Source organism: Streptomyces melanosporofaciens (assembly GCF_900105695.1).
Taxonomy (GTDB): Bacteria; Actinomycetota; Actinomycetes; order Streptomycetales; family Streptomycetaceae; genus Streptomyces; species Streptomyces antimycoticus.
Genome location: NZ_FNST01000002.1, coordinates 8,790,489 through 8,807,952 on the forward strand (window position 1 = coordinate 8,790,489; position 17,464 = coordinate 8,807,952).

13 protein-coding genes and 1 pseudogene are annotated in these 17,464 nt (G+C 71.2%); 8 read left to right on the forward strand and 6 right to left on the reverse strand.

Annotation, left to right across the window (positions count from 1 at the left end; translation table 11 throughout):
- Positions 1–2: 2 nt before the first annotated feature.
- Positions 3–1,013, reverse strand: a complete 1,011-nt coding sequence (locus BLV72_RS40220; protein WP_093468651.1) for an alpha/beta fold hydrolase — start codon at positions 1,011–1,013, stop codon at positions 3–5.
- 243 nt (positions 1,014–1,256) lie between these two features.
- Here BLV72_RS40220 and BLV72_RS40225 point away from each other — a divergent pair, with 243 nt between their 5' ends.
- The 4 genes from BLV72_RS40225 to BLV72_RS40240 are packed head-to-tail and all read left to right on the forward strand — an operon-like array spanning position 1,257 to position 4,131.
- The gene (locus BLV72_RS40225) at positions 1,257–2,411 is read left to right on the forward strand and encodes an inorganic phosphate transporter (RefSeq protein ID WP_093468652.1); all 1,155 of its coding nucleotides are present in this window, start codon (positions 1,257–1,259) and stop codon (positions 2,409–2,411) included.
- A gap of 30 nt (positions 2,412–2,441) precedes the next feature.
- Complete coding sequence (locus tag BLV72_RS40230) at positions 2,442–2,675, forward strand: hypothetical protein (protein WP_093468654.1); 234 nt, start codon at positions 2,442–2,444, stop codon at positions 2,673–2,675.
- A 20-nt stretch (positions 2,676–2,695) separates the two neighbouring features.
- Positions 2,696–3,637: a polyphosphate kinase 2 gene (gene ppk2 / locus BLV72_RS40235; protein WP_208905890.1), complete on the forward strand. Its 942-nt coding sequence runs from the start codon at positions 2,696–2,698 to the stop codon at positions 3,635–3,637.
- Entirely contained in the window at positions 3,634–4,131 is a 498-nt protein-coding gene (locus BLV72_RS40240) for a UTRA domain-containing protein (protein WP_093468655.1), read from the forward strand. Before ppk2 ends, BLV72_RS40240 begins: the two co-directional genes overlap by 4 nt.
- Here the strand turns inward: BLV72_RS40240 and BLV72_RS40245 are convergent.
- On the reverse strand, positions 4,092–5,438 hold the full coding sequence (locus BLV72_RS40245; RefSeq protein WP_093470830.1) for a family 43 glycosylhydrolase: 1,347 nt from the start codon (positions 5,436–5,438) through the stop codon (positions 4,092–4,094). The genes BLV72_RS40240 and BLV72_RS40245 overlap by 40 nt on opposite strands.
- A gap of 217 nt (positions 5,439–5,655) precedes the next feature.
- Between BLV72_RS40245 and BLV72_RS40250 the strand changes: the two genes are divergently transcribed.
- Complete coding sequence (locus BLV72_RS40250; protein ID WP_093468657.1) at positions 5,656–7,674, forward strand: aconitate hydratase; 2,019 nt, start codon at positions 5,656–5,658, stop codon at positions 7,672–7,674.
- A gap of 157 nt (positions 7,675–7,831) precedes the next feature.
- Positions 7,832–8,404, forward strand: a complete 573-nt coding sequence (locus tag BLV72_RS40255) for a YceI family protein (protein WP_093468658.1) — start codon at positions 7,832–7,834, stop codon at positions 8,402–8,404.
- Positions 8,405–8,431: 27 nt separating this feature from the next.
- Here the strand turns inward: BLV72_RS40255 and BLV72_RS40260 are convergent, their stop codons facing one another.
- Together BLV72_RS40260 and BLV72_RS40265 are read right to left on the reverse strand one after the other, a co-directional pair.
- Positions 8,432–9,799 carry a sulfatase family protein gene (locus BLV72_RS40260; protein ID WP_244321254.1) on the reverse strand — a complete coding sequence of 456 codons (1,368 nt, stop codon included), beginning with the start codon at positions 9,797–9,799 and terminating at the stop codon, positions 8,432–8,434.
- 273 nt (positions 9,800–10,072) lie between these two features.
- Positions 10,073–11,070: pseudogene (locus BLV72_RS40265) on the reverse strand (MsnO8 family LLM class oxidoreductase).
- Positions 11,071–11,222: 152 nt separating this feature from the next.
- Here BLV72_RS40265 and BLV72_RS40270 point away from each other — a divergent pair.
- Together BLV72_RS40270 and BLV72_RS40275 are read left to right on the forward strand one after the other, a co-directional pair.
- On the forward strand, positions 11,223–11,663 hold the full coding sequence (locus BLV72_RS40270; protein ID WP_014058911.1) for a PPOX class F420-dependent oxidoreductase: 441 nt from the start codon (positions 11,223–11,225) through the stop codon (positions 11,661–11,663).
- Positions 11,664–11,775: 112 nt separating this feature from the next.
- Positions 11,776–15,672, forward strand: coding sequence for a CHAT domain-containing protein (locus BLV72_RS40275; RefSeq protein ID WP_093468662.1), 3,897 nt, complete (start codon positions 11,776–11,778; stop codon positions 15,670–15,672).
- 214 nt (positions 15,673–15,886) lie between these two features.
- Here BLV72_RS40275 and BLV72_RS40280 read toward each other — a convergent pair whose 3' ends face one another.
- Both BLV72_RS40280 and BLV72_RS40285 read right to left on the reverse strand, forming a co-directional pair.
- The gene (locus BLV72_RS40280; protein WP_093468663.1) at positions 15,887–16,552 is read right to left on the reverse strand and encodes a maleylpyruvate isomerase N-terminal domain-containing protein; all 666 of its coding nucleotides are present in this window, start codon (positions 16,550–16,552) and stop codon (positions 15,887–15,889) included.
- 353 nt (positions 16,553–16,905) lie between these two features.
- Complete coding sequence (locus BLV72_RS40285) at positions 16,906–17,370, reverse strand: RrF2 family transcriptional regulator (protein WP_014058908.1); 465 nt, start codon at positions 17,368–17,370, stop codon at positions 16,906–16,908.
- Positions 17,371–17,464 lie beyond the last annotated feature (94 nt).

Genomic DNA, 17,464 nt, shown 5'->3' on the forward strand with positions numbered 1-17,464 from the left:
CCTTACCTGAGCGAAGAACGCGACCGCCGGCGTCGGCGGTGGCCGAGGACGAGGGCTCCGCCGCCCAGCAGAAGGGCCGCCGCGCCGCCGGTCACCCACGCGGCGGCCGTGTCGGCGGGCCGGGACTCCGCCCCGGCGCGGGAGCCGGAAGGCTTGGCGGCGGGCGTCGGCCGGGCCTTGCCGGTGGCCGTGGCGGCCTTGATGATGAGGTCGGTGACCTCCTGGGGATGCGCGATCATGGCCACGTGGGAGGAGTTGATCTCCACGGTGTGAGAGTGGGCGCGCTTGGCCTGGAACCGCTCCTGCCGGGGGTTGATGGTCTTGTCCTGCTTGGCCACGAGGACCCAGGACGGGATCTGCCGCCACGCGGCCACCTTGGCCTTCTCCGAGAACGTGGCCGTGGTGGCGGGCCGTTGGGTCGCCGCCAGCAGCCTCGCCGTACTGGCCGGGAGGTCCGCGGCGAAGACCCGGTGGAGCTTGTCCCGCTCGAGGTACAGGTCCTTGCCCCGCACACCGTCACCGGCCCGGTAGGGCACCGCCCTGGTGGCGGTGGCGAGTTCGCTGGGGAACCGGGCGGCCAGCGACTGGCCGCTCTCGCCCTTGTCGGGCATCAGGGAGGACACGTACACCAGCGACTTCACCCGGGGGTGGCCCGCCGCGGCCGAGCTGATGACCGCGCCGCCGTAGGAGTGGCCCACCAGCACGATCGGGCCCTTGACGCTGTCCAGGACGGAGGCGATGTAGGTGGAGTCGGTGTACAGACCGCGCAGCGGGTTGGCCGGGGCGATGACGCGGTAACCGCGGCGCTCCAGGCGCTGGATGACACCGTTCCAGCTGGAGCCGTCCGCGAACGCGCCATGGATCAGCACCACCGTGGGCTTCCCGCGGGACATGTCGTCCCGCGCGGCGGCCGGAGCCGCCACGGTCGCGCACACCGCCACGGCGCATCCGGCCGCCGCGACACGTGCGCGGGTCCGTCCGCGTCCGGAGCCGAGAGCCGGAGACGCCACCATGGTGTTCTCGCTTCCCTTTGGGTGTTCCTTCAGCCTTTTGGGTCCCCCTTGGGAGCCATGCCTCCTCAACGTTCGCGGGACCCGTGGCACCGGGCCGCGCGGCAGGGTCCGACCGGGTGAGACGGGTCATCCACCGGGGTGACACCGCTCTGACAACGATGCCCACGACCTGCGCGCGCCGTCCTTGTACTGCCTTTGCCTCGAGTTCGCCGAGCATTGGCCTGAGCTTGTTTGCATGCAGGAATGGACCACATCACCTTCTTGGTGGCGGTCGTCATCGTCACGGCCCTCGCCTTCGACTTCACCAACGGCTTCCACGACACGGCCAACGCGATGGCCACATCCATCGCCACGGGCGCGCTCACCCCCAGAACCGCGGTGCTGGTGAGCGGGATCCTCAATATCGTCGGCGCCTTCCTCTCCACCGAGGTCGCCAAGACCATCTCCGGTGGCATCGTCGACGACACCCTGGTCACCCCGGGCATGATCTTCGCGGGGCTGGTCGGGGCGATCCTCTGGAACCTGCTGACCTGGCTGGTCGGGCTGCCGTCGAGTTCGTCGCACGCCCTGTTCGGCGGGCTCATCGGGGCCGTGTGGGTCGGTGCGGGCTCGCACGGCGTGCACTTCGACAAGGTGGTCGAGAAGGTGCTGATACCCGCGGTGGCCTCGCCGATCGTGGCCGGTGTCGCCGCGCTGCTGGCCACCTACCTCGCGTACCGGCTCACCGACCGCGCCCGCAAGAAGTCGGTGACCAAGGGCTTCCGGCTCGGCCAGATCGCCTCGGCCTCGCTCGTCTCCCTCGCGCACGGCACGAACGACGCGCAGAAGACCATGGGCGTCATCACGCTGACCCTGATCTCTGCGGGCTCCCTCGGCCATGACGCCGGTCCGCCGCTGTGGGTGATCGCCTCCGCCGGGCTCGCCATCGGCCTCGGCACCTACCTGGGCGGCTGGCGGATCATCCGCACCATGGGCAAGGGTCTGACCGAGATCCAGTCGCCGCAGGGCTTCGCCGCCGAAACCGCCTCCACCACCGTCATCCTCACCTCCGCGCACCTTGGCTTCGCCCTGTCCACCACGCAGGTCGCCTCCGGCAGCATCCTGGGTGCCGGGCTCGGCCGACGGCTGGCGGAGGTGCGCTGGGGTGTCGCGGGCCGCATGGTGATCGCCTGGATGGTCACGCTGCCCGCTGCCGCGCTGGTCGGCGGCGTCTCCGCGAGCGTGGTCAAGGGCGGCGGCAACATCGGCGCGGCGGTCGTCGCCCTGGTCGGCGTGGCCCTCGCCGGGGGCATCGTGCTCCTCTCCCGCCGGAACCCGGTGGACGCGAAGAACGTCAACGACGCCCATGAGGTCACCATCCGCACCGAGCCGCCGGCCACCGTCGGCACGGCCGCGTAAGTCCCGCCGAATCACGGAGAGTTGAAAGCGATGCATCTCGACTGGAGTGCACTCGGCCAGGTCACCGCGGTGAGCATCGGCGTCACCGTCGCCGTGGTCGTCGTCTTCGCCCTCGGCGTCCTGGGCCTCGCCCGTGTGGAGGCAGCCCGTGAGGAGAACGGCACCGGCTCCACCGTCGGCCTCACCCAGGCCGGCCTGTGCTTTGTGGCGTGCGCCGCGGTGGTGGCGTACGGAATCTATCTGATTGTGCCGCAGTTCCACTGAGAGCCGAAAGGAAGGACTGGATGACAACGCCGCCCCTGCTGTCCGAGCTGTCCGACCTGCGGGTCGACTACAGCGACCACGACGACCCCGTGCTCATCCGGCCGGACGGAAGCCCGGTCGACACCTGGCGGGAGAACTACCCGTACCCGCACCGCATGGAGCGCAAGGAGTACGAGTGGCACAAGCGGCTGCAGCAGATCGAACTGCTGAAGTTGCAGAGCTGGATCAAGGAGACCGGACGCCGGCTCGTCATCGTCTTCGAGGGTCGGGACGCGGCCGGCAAGGGCGGCACGATCAAGCGCTTCACCGAGCACCTCAACCCGCGCGGCGCACGAATCGTCGCGCTGGAGAAGCCCACCGAGCGCGAACGTGGCCAGTGGTACTTCCAGCGGTACGTGGAGCATCTGCCGACCGCGGGTGAGATCGTGCTCTTCGACCGGTCCTGGTACAACCGCGCCGGCGTCGAGCGGGTCATGGGCTTCTGTTCGCAGGACGAGTACCAGCGCTTCACCCGGCAGGCGCCGCTGTTCGAGCGGATGCTCGTGGACGACGGCGTCGACCTGGTGAAGTTCTGGTTCTCGGTGTCCCAGGGCGAGCAGCGCACCCGCTTCACCATCCGCCAGGTGGATCCCGTACGGCAGTGGAAGCTCAGCCCGATGGACCTGGCCTCGCTGGACCGCTGGGACGACTACACCGCCGCGAAGGTGGCCATGTTCCGTGAGACGGACACGGAGTACGCGCCCTGGACGGTGGTCAAGAGCAACGACAAGAAGCGGGCCCGCGTCGAGGCCATGCGCAGTGTGCTCGCCCGCTTCGACTACACCGACAAGGACGAGGCGGTCGTCGGCGTCGCCGACCCGCGCATCGTGGGCGCGGCGGCGGGCCTGCTGGAGGCGGGCGAGGACGACACCGACGACACGAACGGCGCCACCGACGGCAGCGGCGACGTCGACCGGCGCTGACGCGTACCAGGCGAAACCTTCGTCATCCCTCCCGGTGGCATCCCGAGGACACGACACCTGTCCCCGGCGCCATCGCCGAGCGGCTGGAACGTGCCGAAGGCAGCGCGGTCCACCGGCTGACCCGGCAGTCGTACATCGACGGCCTGCTCAGTGGCTGGTCCCAGGAGCGGATCCCGGTCGGCATGCTGCCGGAGCTGGACGCGGCGGTGCACGCCGTGGAGTCGCTGGACACGATCCTGCGGCAGATGTGCGGGGTGACCCCGGTCCGCGCCTGGTGCCGGGTGAGTAGCGTGTTGCCCGACCGGCGGGTGGCGGAGGGGCTGGAGACGGCGCACAACCGGCCGGTGTGGCTGGTGGAGAGCCTGAGCCGGGACGCGGCCTCCGGACGCGCGGTGATGCTCCACCTGGTCCCGCCCGGACAGCGTCCGGATCATCGTCGAGCTCGACGGCCCGGTCACCCCCTGAGACCATCCCGCTTCCGGCGCTGGACATAGAGGCGGTTGCCCTCCGGGCCGGTCCATTCCAGCCGCACGACACCGGGGACGGCGGCGTCGGCGATGCGCGACGGATGCGACCAGTAGCCGAAGTTCGGGTTGCGGAAGAACGTCGCCCACAGACGGCCGCCGTGATCCACGAAGAAGTTGTTGTGACCGGCCCCGACACCCGCGGTCCACCGCTGGGAGTACGGCCCCTCGAAGGTGTCCGAGACGGCCACGACGGCGTCGTACTGGTACTGCACGCGGCCGGGGCCCGGTGGGTCGTAGGCGTAGCGCGTGCTGCCGTCGGGATGGAGCGACGTACGGTCCCACGCGGCCTGGACGAGGTAGTACTTGCCCCGGTACTTGAACACGTAGGCGCCCTCGAGATACGGCTCGGGGGAGTACGGCATCTGCCGGAACGTGGGGAGCTCGGTCGTCGGGTTGATGTCCTCCATGTCGTTCCGGAACGGCGCGTACAGGTCGTTGTGGAGCACCAGCCACGCGTCGTCGCCCTCGGTGTAGAGGCTGCCGTCGATGTGGTGGTAGGCGCCGGGCTCGATGAAGTCCGGCCCCCCGATGAACGATTCGCCGAAGGGCTTGTCGAGGTTGCCCTCGACGAGCCGGTACGGGCCCTCGACCCCGCCCTCGCTCACCAGCAGGAACGAACCCACCTTCCGGGAGTGGTCGCCCATGCACGCGACGAGGTACCAGGTGCCGTTGAAGTAGTGCAGCTCCGGGGCCCAGACCTGGCCGCGCTTGCCGAACTGGTCGTCGTACCAGTACTCCTGCCACGGAGCGACGACCGTGCGCCCGGGCCGGTTCTCGCCGACGAACTCGGGCGACCACACCTTGCCCCGCTCGGCGCCGGGCCGGATGCCGGTCGTGTCCACCAGCCGCCACGGCCCCCGAAGGGAGGGGGAGATCCACACGAAGATGCCGTCGTTCCACGGGCCGGCCGCGCTGAGCCCGGGCACCCGGGTGGTGCCGGTGGCCACGTACATCGGACGGCCGTCCACGACGAAGCAGTTGACGTAGGTGTCCCGCATCCAGACCACGCCGCGCGCCCGGTCGCGGGGGCGCCGTTCGAGCGGGAGGATGAAGGAGTTGTCCGGACGCGGCCACAGGTCGAGGCGGGTGTCCGCGAGGCCGTAGGGCTCGGGTTGGGGCCAGTTCGACGGGTGCCGCCGCATCGGCGCGCCCTCCGTGGGGGACGCCTGGGCCGCGGTCGCGGGCAGTCCCGCCGCAACGCCCAGGGATCCGGCGACTCCGGTCAACAACGTCCGTCTGTCGATGTGCAACCTGTGCTCGGAGTTGGTCGGCATGGAGCACAGCATGCGAACGTCCGCTGATTTACGTCAAGACTCAGGACAAAAATGCTCCGGAGGGGGCCGGATGATAAGAGGCGGCTGCCGATCGCGCATCCGCACCGCCGGACCATGACCGTGGCCCCCGGCGGGTGCAGTATGGGGGTAGCTGACGGGAACCTGCTGTGGGGCGCCCGGAGGGCCCGGACGCTCCGCCCGGAGAGGCGGTGGCGCTATGGATCTGCCCCGTGCTCGCGCGCACGGCACCGTGACGCAGCGACTGATCGGCGATCACCTGTTGTCCGGCCGTATGGAGCCGGGGGAGGAGATCGCGCTGCGCGTGGACCAGACGCTGACGCAGGATGCCACCGGCACCCTGGTGATGCAGGAGCTGGAGGCGCTGGACCTGGACCGGGTCCGGACCGAGGCCAGCGTGCAGTACGTGGACCACAACATCCTGCAGGCCGATGAGCGCAACGCCGAGGACCATCTCTTCCTGCGCTCGGCCGCCCGCCGCTTCGGCCTGTGGTTCTCCAAGCCCGGCAACGGCGTCTCCCACCCCACACATATGCACCACTTCGGCGCTCCCGGGAAAACCCTCGCCGGTTCGGACTCCCATACCTGCGCCGGCGGCTGCCTGGGCATGCTGGCGATCGGCACCGGCGGCCTGGAGGTGGCGCTCGCCATGGCGGGACGGCCCCTCCACCTCACCATGCCCAAGGTCTGGGGCATTCGGCTGACCGGGGAACTGCCTCCCTGGGTGAGCGCCAAGGACGTGATCCTGGAGCTGCTGCGCCGTCACGGGGTGCAAGGAGGCGTCCAACGTGTCCTGGAGTACCACGGACCCGGTCTGGCCTCCCTCACCGCGATGGACCGGCACGTCATCGCGAACATGGGGGCGGAACTCGGCGCCACCACCACCGTCTTCCCCTCGGACGAGGCGGTGCGCGACTTCCTCGACGGGGTGGGGCGTGGCGATGACTTCGTCGAGATCACCGCGGAAGCGGACGCGTCCTACGACCTCGACGAGGAGATCGACCTGTCGTCCTTGGAGCCGCTCATCGCACGGCCCACGTCCCCGGGAAACGTCGTGCCGGTCAGGGAGGTGGCCGGAGAGCCCATCGCCCAGGTCGTCGTCGGCTCCTCCGCCAACCCCGGATTCCGCGACTTCGCCGTCCCGGCCGCCATGGTGGCCAGGCGGCAGGTCCCGGCCGGGGTGAGCTTCGACATCAACCCGACATCCCGTGAGATCCTCCAGGACCTGACACGCCGCGGCGCGACGTTCGACCTGATCGCCGCCGGTGCCCGGATCCACCAGTCGGGCTGTCTGGGCTGCATCGGCATGGGACAGGCACCGGCCTCGGGACGCAATTCCCTGCGCACCTTCCCGCGCAACTTCCCCGGCCGCTCCGGCACCGAGGACGATGCCGTATGGCTGTGCTCACCGGAGACCGCCACGGCCTCCGCGCTGACCGGCGTCATCACGGATCCGCGCGACTGGGCCGACCGCCTCTCGGCGGCCCCTCCCGCGCCGGACCTGCCCGACCCGCCCTCGAACAACGACGCCATGCTGGAGCCGCCGTTGCCGCCGGACGAGGCCGCGCGCGTAGCGCTGGAACGCGGCCCCAACATCTCCGCACTGCCGGAGCTGGATCCACTGCCGGACAGCCTGCACGGCCCCGTCCTCCTCAAGGCCGGCGACGATGTCTCGACCGACGAGATCTCCCCGGCCGGAGCGGCCGCCCTGCCCTACCGCTCCAACATTCCGAAGCTCGCGGGATTCACCCTCACCCGGCTGGACCCCGACTACCCGCGGCGCGCCGAGGCGGTCCGGGAGGACACCGGGCATCTCATCGTCGCCGGCGCGAACTACGGCCAGGGCTCCTCCCGCGAACACGCCGCCATCACGCCGCGCTACCTCGGACTGCGAGCCGTCATCGCCAAGTCCTACGCCCGCATTCACTGGCAGAACCTCGTCAACTTCGGTGTTCTGCCCCTGGAATTCGAGGATCCCGCCGACTACGAGCGCATCGAGACCGACGACCGGCTGCACCTGTCCGGGCTGCGCGAGGCCCTCTCGCCGGATGGTGCCCCGACACTCCGCGTCCGCAACGCGACCCGGGACGAGGAGTACCCCGTCCGCCACCGTCTCTCCCCCCGGCAGCGGGAAGCGGTTCTCGCCGGTGGCGTCATCCCCGCCATGGCACCGCCGCCTGGAGATGGGCCGTCGGCGTCACACCGGCCCGGTGCCTGAGCGGTCGTCGGTGTCGGCGGCCAGGCAGGGCAGCCTCCCAGACGCGCGTCATCGTCAACCAGATCCACGCCCTGGGCGGCGAGCGCCACGACGTGGCCACGGGACGTACCGTGATGTATACCGCGAAAGCCCGGAGCCGTCGCGTACGGTGAGTGCTGTGACACTGAGTGAGGGAAGCCATCGCCTCGGGCCGCCGGGCGGACGACTGCTGATCAAGACCAGCCGCACCGGGCTCGGCCGGAGGGCGGGGCACGATCTGACGATCGAGGCCACCCGATGGTCCGGGGAGGCGACGGTGGTCGGCGGCGCCCCCGAGGAGTCGTCGGTGACCGTGACCGTCCAGACGGACTCGTTGAGCGTCCGGGAGGGGACCGGCGGGCTGAAGCCGCTCTCCGAGGGCGACCGGGCCGAGATCGAGCGGACGCTGGAGGGCAAGGGGCTGCTGCACACCGCGGAGCACCCCACCATCACCTTCCGCTCCACGCGGATCACCGGAACGCCCGAGTCCTTCGAGATCACGGGCGACCTCACCATCAAAGGCCGGACCCACCCGGTGACGGTGCACGGGAGCGGCGATCCGCAGGGGACGCTGCGCGGCTGGGCGTCCGTCACACAATCCACCTGGGGCATCAAGCCGTACAGCGCGTTCCTGGGTGCGTTGAAGCTGTCCGACGAGGTTCGCGTCGAGTTCGAAGCGACCGGGCTGGAAGCGGCCCCCGGCCCCGGCTAGTGGCCGGGGCCGGGCCGCAGGGCGCCGCTAGGTCCGCGTCCGGGACGCGGCTCGGCAGCTTTCCGCACCCTTGCACCGCTGGAGCGCGGTGAGGGTGTGGTGCAGAGCGGCCCGTTGCGCGGCCGAGAGCGACGCCGCCCGGTTGTTCAACTGCTCGGGATCGGAGTCCAGCGCGTAGAACTCCCGCTCCCCATCGGCGTATTCGACGTAGAGGGAGTCATCGGTGCGCATCGCGGCGTAGGTCGGCGGGTTGCCGGTGATTTCGGGCGCCGCGTCGGGATCGTCCTTCGTGGAATCCGCGTGATGGTGCTCGACCAGGACGGCGTCGCGCCACTCCTTCTCCGTCCGGCCGTGCATCAGGCCGCCCAGGCTGCGCCCGTCCACGGTCGACGGCGGATCCACGCCCGCCAGGTCCAGGAAGGTCGGGTTCATGTCGACGTTCTCGGCGAGCTGCGACACCTTCTCACCGGCCGGAACATCGGGCCCGGTGACCATCAGCGGCACATTGACGTCGGTGTCGTAGGCGGTCTGCTTTCCGGGACGGAGCCGGTGTTCGCCCATGTGGAAACCGTTGTCCGACCCGAACACGATATAGGTGTCGTCCGCCAGGCCCTTGTCCTCGAGCGTCTTCTCCAGCTGACCGATCATGTCGTCGACCGCCTGGACCGAGCGCACCCGCTTGGCGAACCTCCGGTCGATCTCCTTCTTCTCCTTCGGCTCCAGCGGCGACAAGATTTTCTGCCACGTCGGCGCGTTACGGGTCGCCTTGTCATAGGCATCGGTCTGCGGAGCCTTGAGTCCGGGGAACGTGTCCTCGTCGCGCGGCGCGGGTGTGGACGGGCCGTGCGGTGCGAACGTGGCCACCTCCAGCATGAACGGCTTCTTCGCCTCCGCCGAGGAGCCGATGAACGAGGTGGCCTTCTTCGCCAGCACGTCCGTCAGATAGTCCTGGGGGGCCTTCCCATAGGGCACGACCTTGCCGTTCTCGTTCAGGTCGTAGTCGTACTCCTTGTAGCCGTCCCCGGCGACGTCCCACTCGTTCCAGCCGGAGGGCACATAGGGCTTGTCGGTGCCGTTCTTGTCGCCCGGCTGGTATCCGTTGAGGTACTTGCCCATGAACCCGGTGCGGTAGCCCGCGCGTTGCATCGCGGGCCCGAAGGTCTTCTCCTCATTGCGGTTCTTCATGAAAGCGCGGTAGCCACCGTCATCGCCGCTGTTGGTGAAGACCCCGGTGTTGTGCGGGTACTGCCCGGTGAGGAGGGACGTACGCGAGGGGCAGCACAGCGAGTCGGTGGCGAAGAAGTCGGTGAACGTCGTCCCCTTCTTCTGCATCTCCTGTACGTGTGGCATGTACTTCACGAGATTCCAGGCCAGGTCGTCGGTGAGGACGTACACGATGTTGGGCTTCCTGCCGGAAGGTGAGGCGTCGGTGTCAGAGGTGGCACCTTCGGCCGAGTTCACCATTCTGTTGCACGAGGCCGACAACGCGACGGCCAGAGCCGCACACAAGGCGGCGAGGACACGTGGACGGCGACTGCCGAACATGGCGCAACCTCCTACGAGTTGGGCGTCTTCGTCGCTCGGACCGTAGGAGAGGGCTTTGTGTGATTCTTGTGAGGCATCCGCCGGGCCCGGCGCCGGCCCGGCGTGCCTGCTATGGATATGCGGTCAGTGCTGCGGCGTCGTGGCCGACGGCGCGGCGGCGTGTTCCTTGACGAGTTCGTACGAGCGCAGGCGGGCCGCCGGCGCGTAGACCGGCGTGACCAGCATCAGCTCATCCGCCCCGGTCGCGTCCGCCAGCTCCGCCAGTCGCCGCACCACGGTCGCGGGCGTGCCGTAGGCCTGCTGGGACCGGAAGGCCGCGAGCGCCTGCCGATCCTCCGCCGTGAACGGGTGCACGGACGCCTCTTCGGTCGAGGGGAACGGAACCTCGCTCTGCCCCTTGAGGAGCCCGGCCTTGACGACATCCATCGGGCCGGACAGCCGAGCCGCCTCCTCCTCGGTCTCGGCGCAGATCGTTTCCACGCACACCAGCACCCGGGGGCTCGCACACCACGGGACGGTGTGAAGTGCGCACGATAGTGGCCGAGCGCGGCGGAGGTGTTGTCGGGGCGGATGTGATGGGCGAAGGCGAGGGGCAGGCCGAGCTCCGCGGCGAGCGCGGCACCGGCGGTGCTGGAGGCCAGCAGCCACGGCTCCGGCAGCGGGCCGAGCGCGACCTCCTCGACCAGGAAGCGCAGCGTCGCCGCCACGTCGTCCCGGTACTCGTCGTCCGTCGTCGGTCCGGCGCCGCGCCGCAGCGCCCGGGCCGTGGACTCGTCGAAGGTGCCGGGGCCGCGGCCGATGCCCAGGTCGATCCGGTCGGGGTGCAGCGCGGCGAGGGTGCCGAACTGCTCCGCCAGCATGATGGGGGCGTGGTTGGGGGCGAGTACGCCTCCGGAGCCCAGGCGGATGGCCGATGTCGACGCGGCCGCGTGGGCGGTCAGGACCACGGGTGGGAAGGCGCCGATGGCGGGGGAGTGGTGGTGCTCGGCATACCAGAGTCGGTGGTAGCCGAGGGCGTCGAGACGCTGGGCGAAGGCGGTGGTGTCACGGAGCGTGTCCACGGCTCGCGTACCAGTCTGGACCATGGCGACTTCCAGCGCGGAGAGCGGCACATCGATCATGCAGTGAGCATACGGAGTGCCGGTAGCCTCAGGCAGCCGTTCGCCCAACGGCCGGTGACCGGGTCGCCCACGCCGGGGGCGCGCCGAGTTCGGAACCCTGGTGGCCGGGTAGGCGTTGGACCGCTTGAACGATGCGTAAGGAGCGGAACCGCATGGCTGCCACCCTGGACGAGATCACACGTGCTTGGCTTCAGGAACCCAGGTTCTGGCAAGTGGCCACCCTGAACCCGGACGGGTCACCGCAGTTGACCCCGATGTGGGCCGACCTCGAGGACGGCCTGGTGGTGATCAACACCTCGGCGGGCCGCATCAAGGAGGAGAACCTTCGGCGCGATCCCCGGGTGTCACTGTGCTGCATGGACACCGAGGATCCGTATCACCGGGTGGAGATCCGGGGCCGTGCCGTCCGCTTCGTCGAGGGGGAGCCGGGCGTACACGTCATGGACCGTCTCGCGCAGAAGTACCTGGGCACGGAGACGTTCCCCTGGCTGGCCCCCGGCGAGGTGCGCGTGGCGGTGTACATCGAGCCGCACCATGTCCACCGCGTCGTCGGCGTCGAGAAGTTCCGGCCCGGAGTGCTGCCGGACGCCTGAGAACACACCCTTCCCGCGGCCGCTCGGGTGATACAGCTGATACAGCCCTTTCGCGCCGCGTGGGAGGCTGGTCGTCAACGGGTACATGTCCGGGCACCGGGGGGAGTGCGGCATGAACGACGAGCAACGGCGCCACGACGGCGGCCGGGAGGGTGCGCGGGCGCTGCGAGCGTGGGCCGCCATCGCCGCCCGCCAGGCCCGCGACGTGGTGACCGGAGCGGAGGGCGACTCGGGGCGGACCGTCGCACTGGCCCATGCGATCGAGCATGTTGCCGCCGTCGAGCGGCTGTTGCCCGCGGACGATCCGCTCCGGAACGGTTTCGTCCCCTTGCTGGGCGTGCTGATGGGCGTCCGGATCCTCAGCCGTGAAGCGGGCGGCCAGTCCGACGCCGCCCGTCGCGAACGCGAATACGGGCTGCGCCATCTGCGCTGGGCCGACCGCACCAGACCGCTGACCGATCCGCTCGCGGCGAACGCCCGGAGAGTGCTGCTCCAACTGCTCGTCCCGGCGCACTACGCGCGCGCCGTGCGCGCGGAACGCCGAGGCTACCGCCAGGAGCCGCCGCCCGGGGCCTTAGGCCCGCAGCCGCCGACCGCGTCCCTGAGGGACGACCTGGCGGAGGCCAGGGAGGTCATCGACCGCCTCGCCGGCGGCCCGGACAATCCGAAACTGCGTCGGCTCCTCGGGCTTCTCACCTCGGAGATCGAGCTGACGCTGTCGTCCGCCTCCGGCTTCTCGGCCCTGTCCGGGGAGCGTTCCCCGGCCGTCGTGGAGGAATCCGATGTGGCGCCGCCGCGGGAGGAGGGCACGCCGGAGCCGACGGGCACAGCCCCTCTCGCGGACAGCGGGGAGGCCGAGGGGAGCGGGGAAGCCGAGGGGAGCGGGGAAGCCGGGGAACGCGCCGACGACCCGCTGGCCGACGCCGTCCAAGCCGTGCTGGGCTGGGCCTCCGACGACCTGGCGCGGTTCACGGAGCTCCTGGTGTGGCTGCACAGGACCGCGGACCGCGCCACGGTCTCCCCCGAGGAGGCCGACGGGGAACTGGCGGCCCTCGGCCTGGACCGACCGGCCTTCACGCCGCTGCGCGAGCTGCTGACCGGGCTCAGATCGGGCGAGGGCAACCCCCGGGCGCTGGCCCCGCGCGTCCGCCACGGCGCGGACGTCGCCCGGCGGGCCCTGCGGGAGCTGCCGGAGCGCACGCCCGAACGGGCCCGCATCGCCAAGCTGCACGCCGTCCTGTTGGTGCACGCCAACCTCCTGGTGCCCGGCACGATGGACTTCGACGAGGTGGACGAGGCCATGTCGGAGCCGGGGCCGGACCCCGACGACCGTCCCGGCGGCCCGGGGTACTTCGGCCTGGAGCAGCAGGTGACCGCTCTGGTCGATGGCGTACGGGTGTCCCAGACCGGTGATCTGGCACACCTGGAGACCAGCGCCGCCCGGCTTCGGGAGATGATGGCCACCTCGCCGGGGGACGGTGAGAGGGCCGCGGCCGCCCGTCGTACTCTGGCCACCGGCCTGGCCGGGCTCGTCCATGAGGCGGCGACACTCGGGGGCAGTCTTCGGACCGCCGACGCCGCCCGGACAATGGGCAGGGAATTGCGCGCCGCCAGCGAGGGCGATGACTCACTGACACTGACGAACAAGCTCACCTTGGTGGTGTTCGCCGCCCAGAACGACCTGGCGCTGGCCCGCCGCAGCGCGGATCCCACCGTGCTGCCGCGCCTGGTCGAGGAGCTGACCGGCCTGTACGCCACCCTGCCGCCCGACCAGGAGAACCGCTTCACCCTCGCCAGCACCCTGGCCGAGGTGCATCAGGAACAGGCCGCCCGCAGTCAGGATCCGGAGGAATTCCGCGCCGCGGCCTGGTACCTGCGGGAGGTCGTGGGGACCGACTCCCGGCGGATCGCTCCCATGCTCAGACCGTACTTCCCCGCCCTGCGCGCCTCCGCGCTGATCCGGCTGATCATGATCGAGCCCAGCCGGGACGCCGCCGATGAGGCCATCGCGGAGGTCCACCGGATCCTCGATGGACCGCAGCCCACCCCCCGCGAGGAACTCCGGCTGCGGTATCAGCTCGGCCGGGCCCTGCTGCACGCGACCCGCCACCTCGACGACCCGGACCTGCTCGACGTGTGCATCACCGAGCTGTCCCAGGTCCGCGAGCTGTTCGCCCGGGGAAACGGCTTGCCGCACTTCGCCGACGCCCTGACCCAACTCTCCGAAGCCCACTGGCTGCGCCGTGAGCGCGGCGGTCCGAGGACCAAGGAGGACCGGGAGGCCGCCCTGGCCACCAGAAGCGAGGCGCTGGTCAGGCTGTCCGCCGATGTTCTCCTCCAACTCGGTTCCGAGCACGGCCTGTCCGTGGCCCGCTTCGGGTCGGCACAGGCGCTATGGCTGGCCTACTGGACCACCGTGTGTGACCGCCCGGCCGATGCGGTGGACGCGCTGGAACTGGGCCGGGCCCTGGTGTTGCGGGCCGCGGCCGCGTCCCGTGGCATTCCCGAACTCCTCGAAGCCCGGGGCCACCCGGAGCTGGCCCGGCAGTGGCGCGCCGAGGTCGCCGCGGACGCGCTGCAGCCCGATACCGAGGACGCGCTGCAGCCCGATACCGCGGATCCGCTTCAGCCCGGCACCCCGGCCACGCCGAGTGGTCAGTCCGCCGGGCCGCAGATCCCGGGCACGCTGCGGCGCAGGGCACTGGAAGCGCTGGGCGCGGGCAGCGGCGCGGACGCCTGGAAACTGCTCGGCCCCCCGGACCTGCCGTCACTGAGGGCCGGTCTGACCGCTGCGGGGGCCGATGCGCTCGTCTACCTCGTCCCCGGGCAGCGCCCCGGCATGCCCGGCCTCGCTCTGATCCTCCGCCCCGGCACCGGCGACGCGCAGCCCACCGTCCTGAAGCTGCCGCTGCTCACCCCCGGCAGCCCGCCACTGGAGCGCTACCTCGACGCCACCGCCCGGCGCTCCCGGTCGGCCACCGACGCCCCGGCCGACGCGGGCCCGCAGATGGAGCGGGACGAGCGGTGGGAAGCGGCGTTGCGCGACCTGTGCGACTGGGCCTGGCCCGCCGTCATGGGCCCCGTCCTGGCAGCCGTGGGCCCGCTCCACCGGCCGCCGCGGATCGTGCTGGTGCCCTGCGGGCCCCTCGGCGCGGTCGCCTGGCACGCGGCCCGCACTCCGTACGGGACCGCCGGGCGCGAGCACCGGTACGCCTGCGAGGACGCGGTGCTCAGCTACGCGCCCTCCGGCGCCGAGTTCCTGCGGGCCGCGACCCGGGACCGGCTGCCCACCACCGCCGGGCAGGTGCTGGTCGCCGACCCCGAACTCAGCCTCGTATGGGCCGAGATCGAGGCGGAGGCGCTGCGCGCGGCCTGCTATCCCGACGGCCTCCGCTACGGCGAGTTCCCAACGGCCACCGCCGGCGATGCGCCGGGCACCCCCGAGGACATTCTCGCCGTCCTGCCCGGCGGCGGCTCCCCGGTCGCCGTCCTGCACATCTCCTGCCACGCCCTGGCCGGTCCGGATCCCACGCGTTCGGCACTGTGGCTCGCCGCCCCACCAACCGGCCCCGAGGACGCCGGACGCCTGACCGTGGCCCGCATCCTGGACGGCGCCGCCACCGGGCAGCCGGACGCCGCGGGCCCGTTGGTGGTGCTCAGCGCCTGCGAGACGGACCTGAGCACCCGCGACCACGACGAGGCCCTGACCCTGTCCACCGCCCTGATCGCCCGCGGTGCGGCCGATGTCATCGGCTCGCGCTGGGCCGTCCACGACGCCACGACGGCCCTGATGATGGCCGTCTTCCACGACTTCGTCACCAGGCAGGGCCTCGCCCCGGTGGACGCCCTGCGCGCGGCCCAGCTCTGGATGCTCAACCCGCGGCGCGAGCCACCGCCCACCCTCCACGGCGAGCTCTGCGACGAAGCCGTCCGCACCGACCTCGACCGCATCCACCTCTGGGCCGCCTTCACCCACCAGGGCAACCCGGCGGCCCGGCGCGCGGGATGACGCGCACGGCATCAAGGCGTGGTGCCCAGCCCCGCGTCCTGTGCCGACAGCGCCGCCCCGGTTCGCACCGTGCAACCTCGTCAGGGCGCCCAGGGCCCCCAGACTCCGCCGGGCCTCTTCGTCGCGCGACGCGGACACCGCGGACACCTGGGAGAGCGGCATGCGGCTCGATCGGTCACCACACACCGACCGGCCTGCCCGTTCGGCCGGCGGACTATCCGAGGAAGAGCGGGAACTTCGCGGGCAGTTCGCCCAGTTCGCCCAGTTCGGCCCGCTCGGCGTCGGTCGGGGCTCGCCGGCCGGTGCCGACCAGCAGGGCGTCCGTATCGGACCACGACGTGGGGAACGCCGCCCCGGCGATCCGCTCCAGCATCTCGCGTGCCCCGGCGAGGCTCTCGGCGGGCGGTTCCGCCGCGCCCGGAAGGTGTGCGATCAGGTCCAGGTGGTGCAGGGTCCACTCCAGCACGTACACGGAGAGGTAGTCGCCCGCGGTGAACACCTCGTCGCGGGTGCTGACCCACAACCCCGGGTCGGCGAGCTCGGCCGCGCGTCCGGCGGCGGAGCCGACGTCGTCGAGGTGGAACTTCAGCAGCCACGGCTCCTCGTACGCGGCGGCCATCCGGACGGTCAGCGCGTCGAGCGGGTCATCGCCGGTCGGCGGCGTTTCGGCGACCTCCCAGTAGGTCACCGCGTTGCGCGTCGGTTCCGTCTCGGCGGGCGTCACGAGGGTGATCAGGACGTCCTGGGCGTCGATGATCAGGTGGCACACCAGGTCCCGTACGCGCCAGCCGGCACAGCCGGACGGCCGGGCGAAGTCCTCGTCCGGGAGCTCGGCGACCGCCGTGCGCAACGCCGTCCACGCGCGTGAGAAGAGATCCACGGCCGCAAGCTAGCAGCCGCGCGGCCCGCCCGGCGAGCGATTTCTCCCCCGGCCACGAACGCTGAGTACGGGCCCGCGAACGGGGGATCAGCGGGGCGTCGGCTGGTTCCGCCGGGCGGACCTCGGCGGCGGCCTCCCCGTCCGTCACCGGCTCCTGGTGATCCGCCATCAGATGGTCCGCGGGCGCAGTCGCCGCGGGCGCGGGCTCCCCTTCCGCACCCCGCCGAGCCGCGTCGGGCGAGGTGCTGTCGTCGTACCGCGGGTCGGTGGCCGTGTCGCCGAGCGGTCGGCTCACACCGCCGACGAGAGCGAATCCGTACAGGGCCGAACCGCGTGCCCCGCCTCTCCGGCGGTCATGTGTCGTAGTGGCGGACGTCGTCGAGGTATTCGCGGGCCCGCGCCTGGACCAGCGGGGGCAGTTCACCGGCGGCCAGATCCGCGAAGGTGGTCTTCTCCAGCACCTGCCGCAGACTCGCCCGCACCGCGCGCCACACATCGGGGAGCACCGCAGCCGCTCCCGGGTACTCCAGACCGCTGAGGCCCACATCCCGTACGTTGGCCAGCGGGCCGTCCATGGCGCGGATCGCGTCGGCGAGGGTGATCTCCTTCGCCGGGCGCGCCAGCAGATATCCCCCTTCGGGGCCCCGCACACTGCGCACCAGATGGGCCAGGCGCAGCTCCCGCAGGATGCCGAAGAGGAAACGCAGTGGAATGTCCTGCCGGGTCGCCACCTGCTCGGCGGTCAGGGGTGAGCCCTCCGCGGCCGCCAGTTCGGCCATCGCCCGGACGGCATAGTCCGACTTGGCTGTGATCCGCACCCGGGCAAGTTATCACGCACGTCCGATTCATGGGCCGAGGCACCAAACCACCGGCTTGGGCACCGGTCTGCGGCCAAGGGCTCACCGCCGTTCT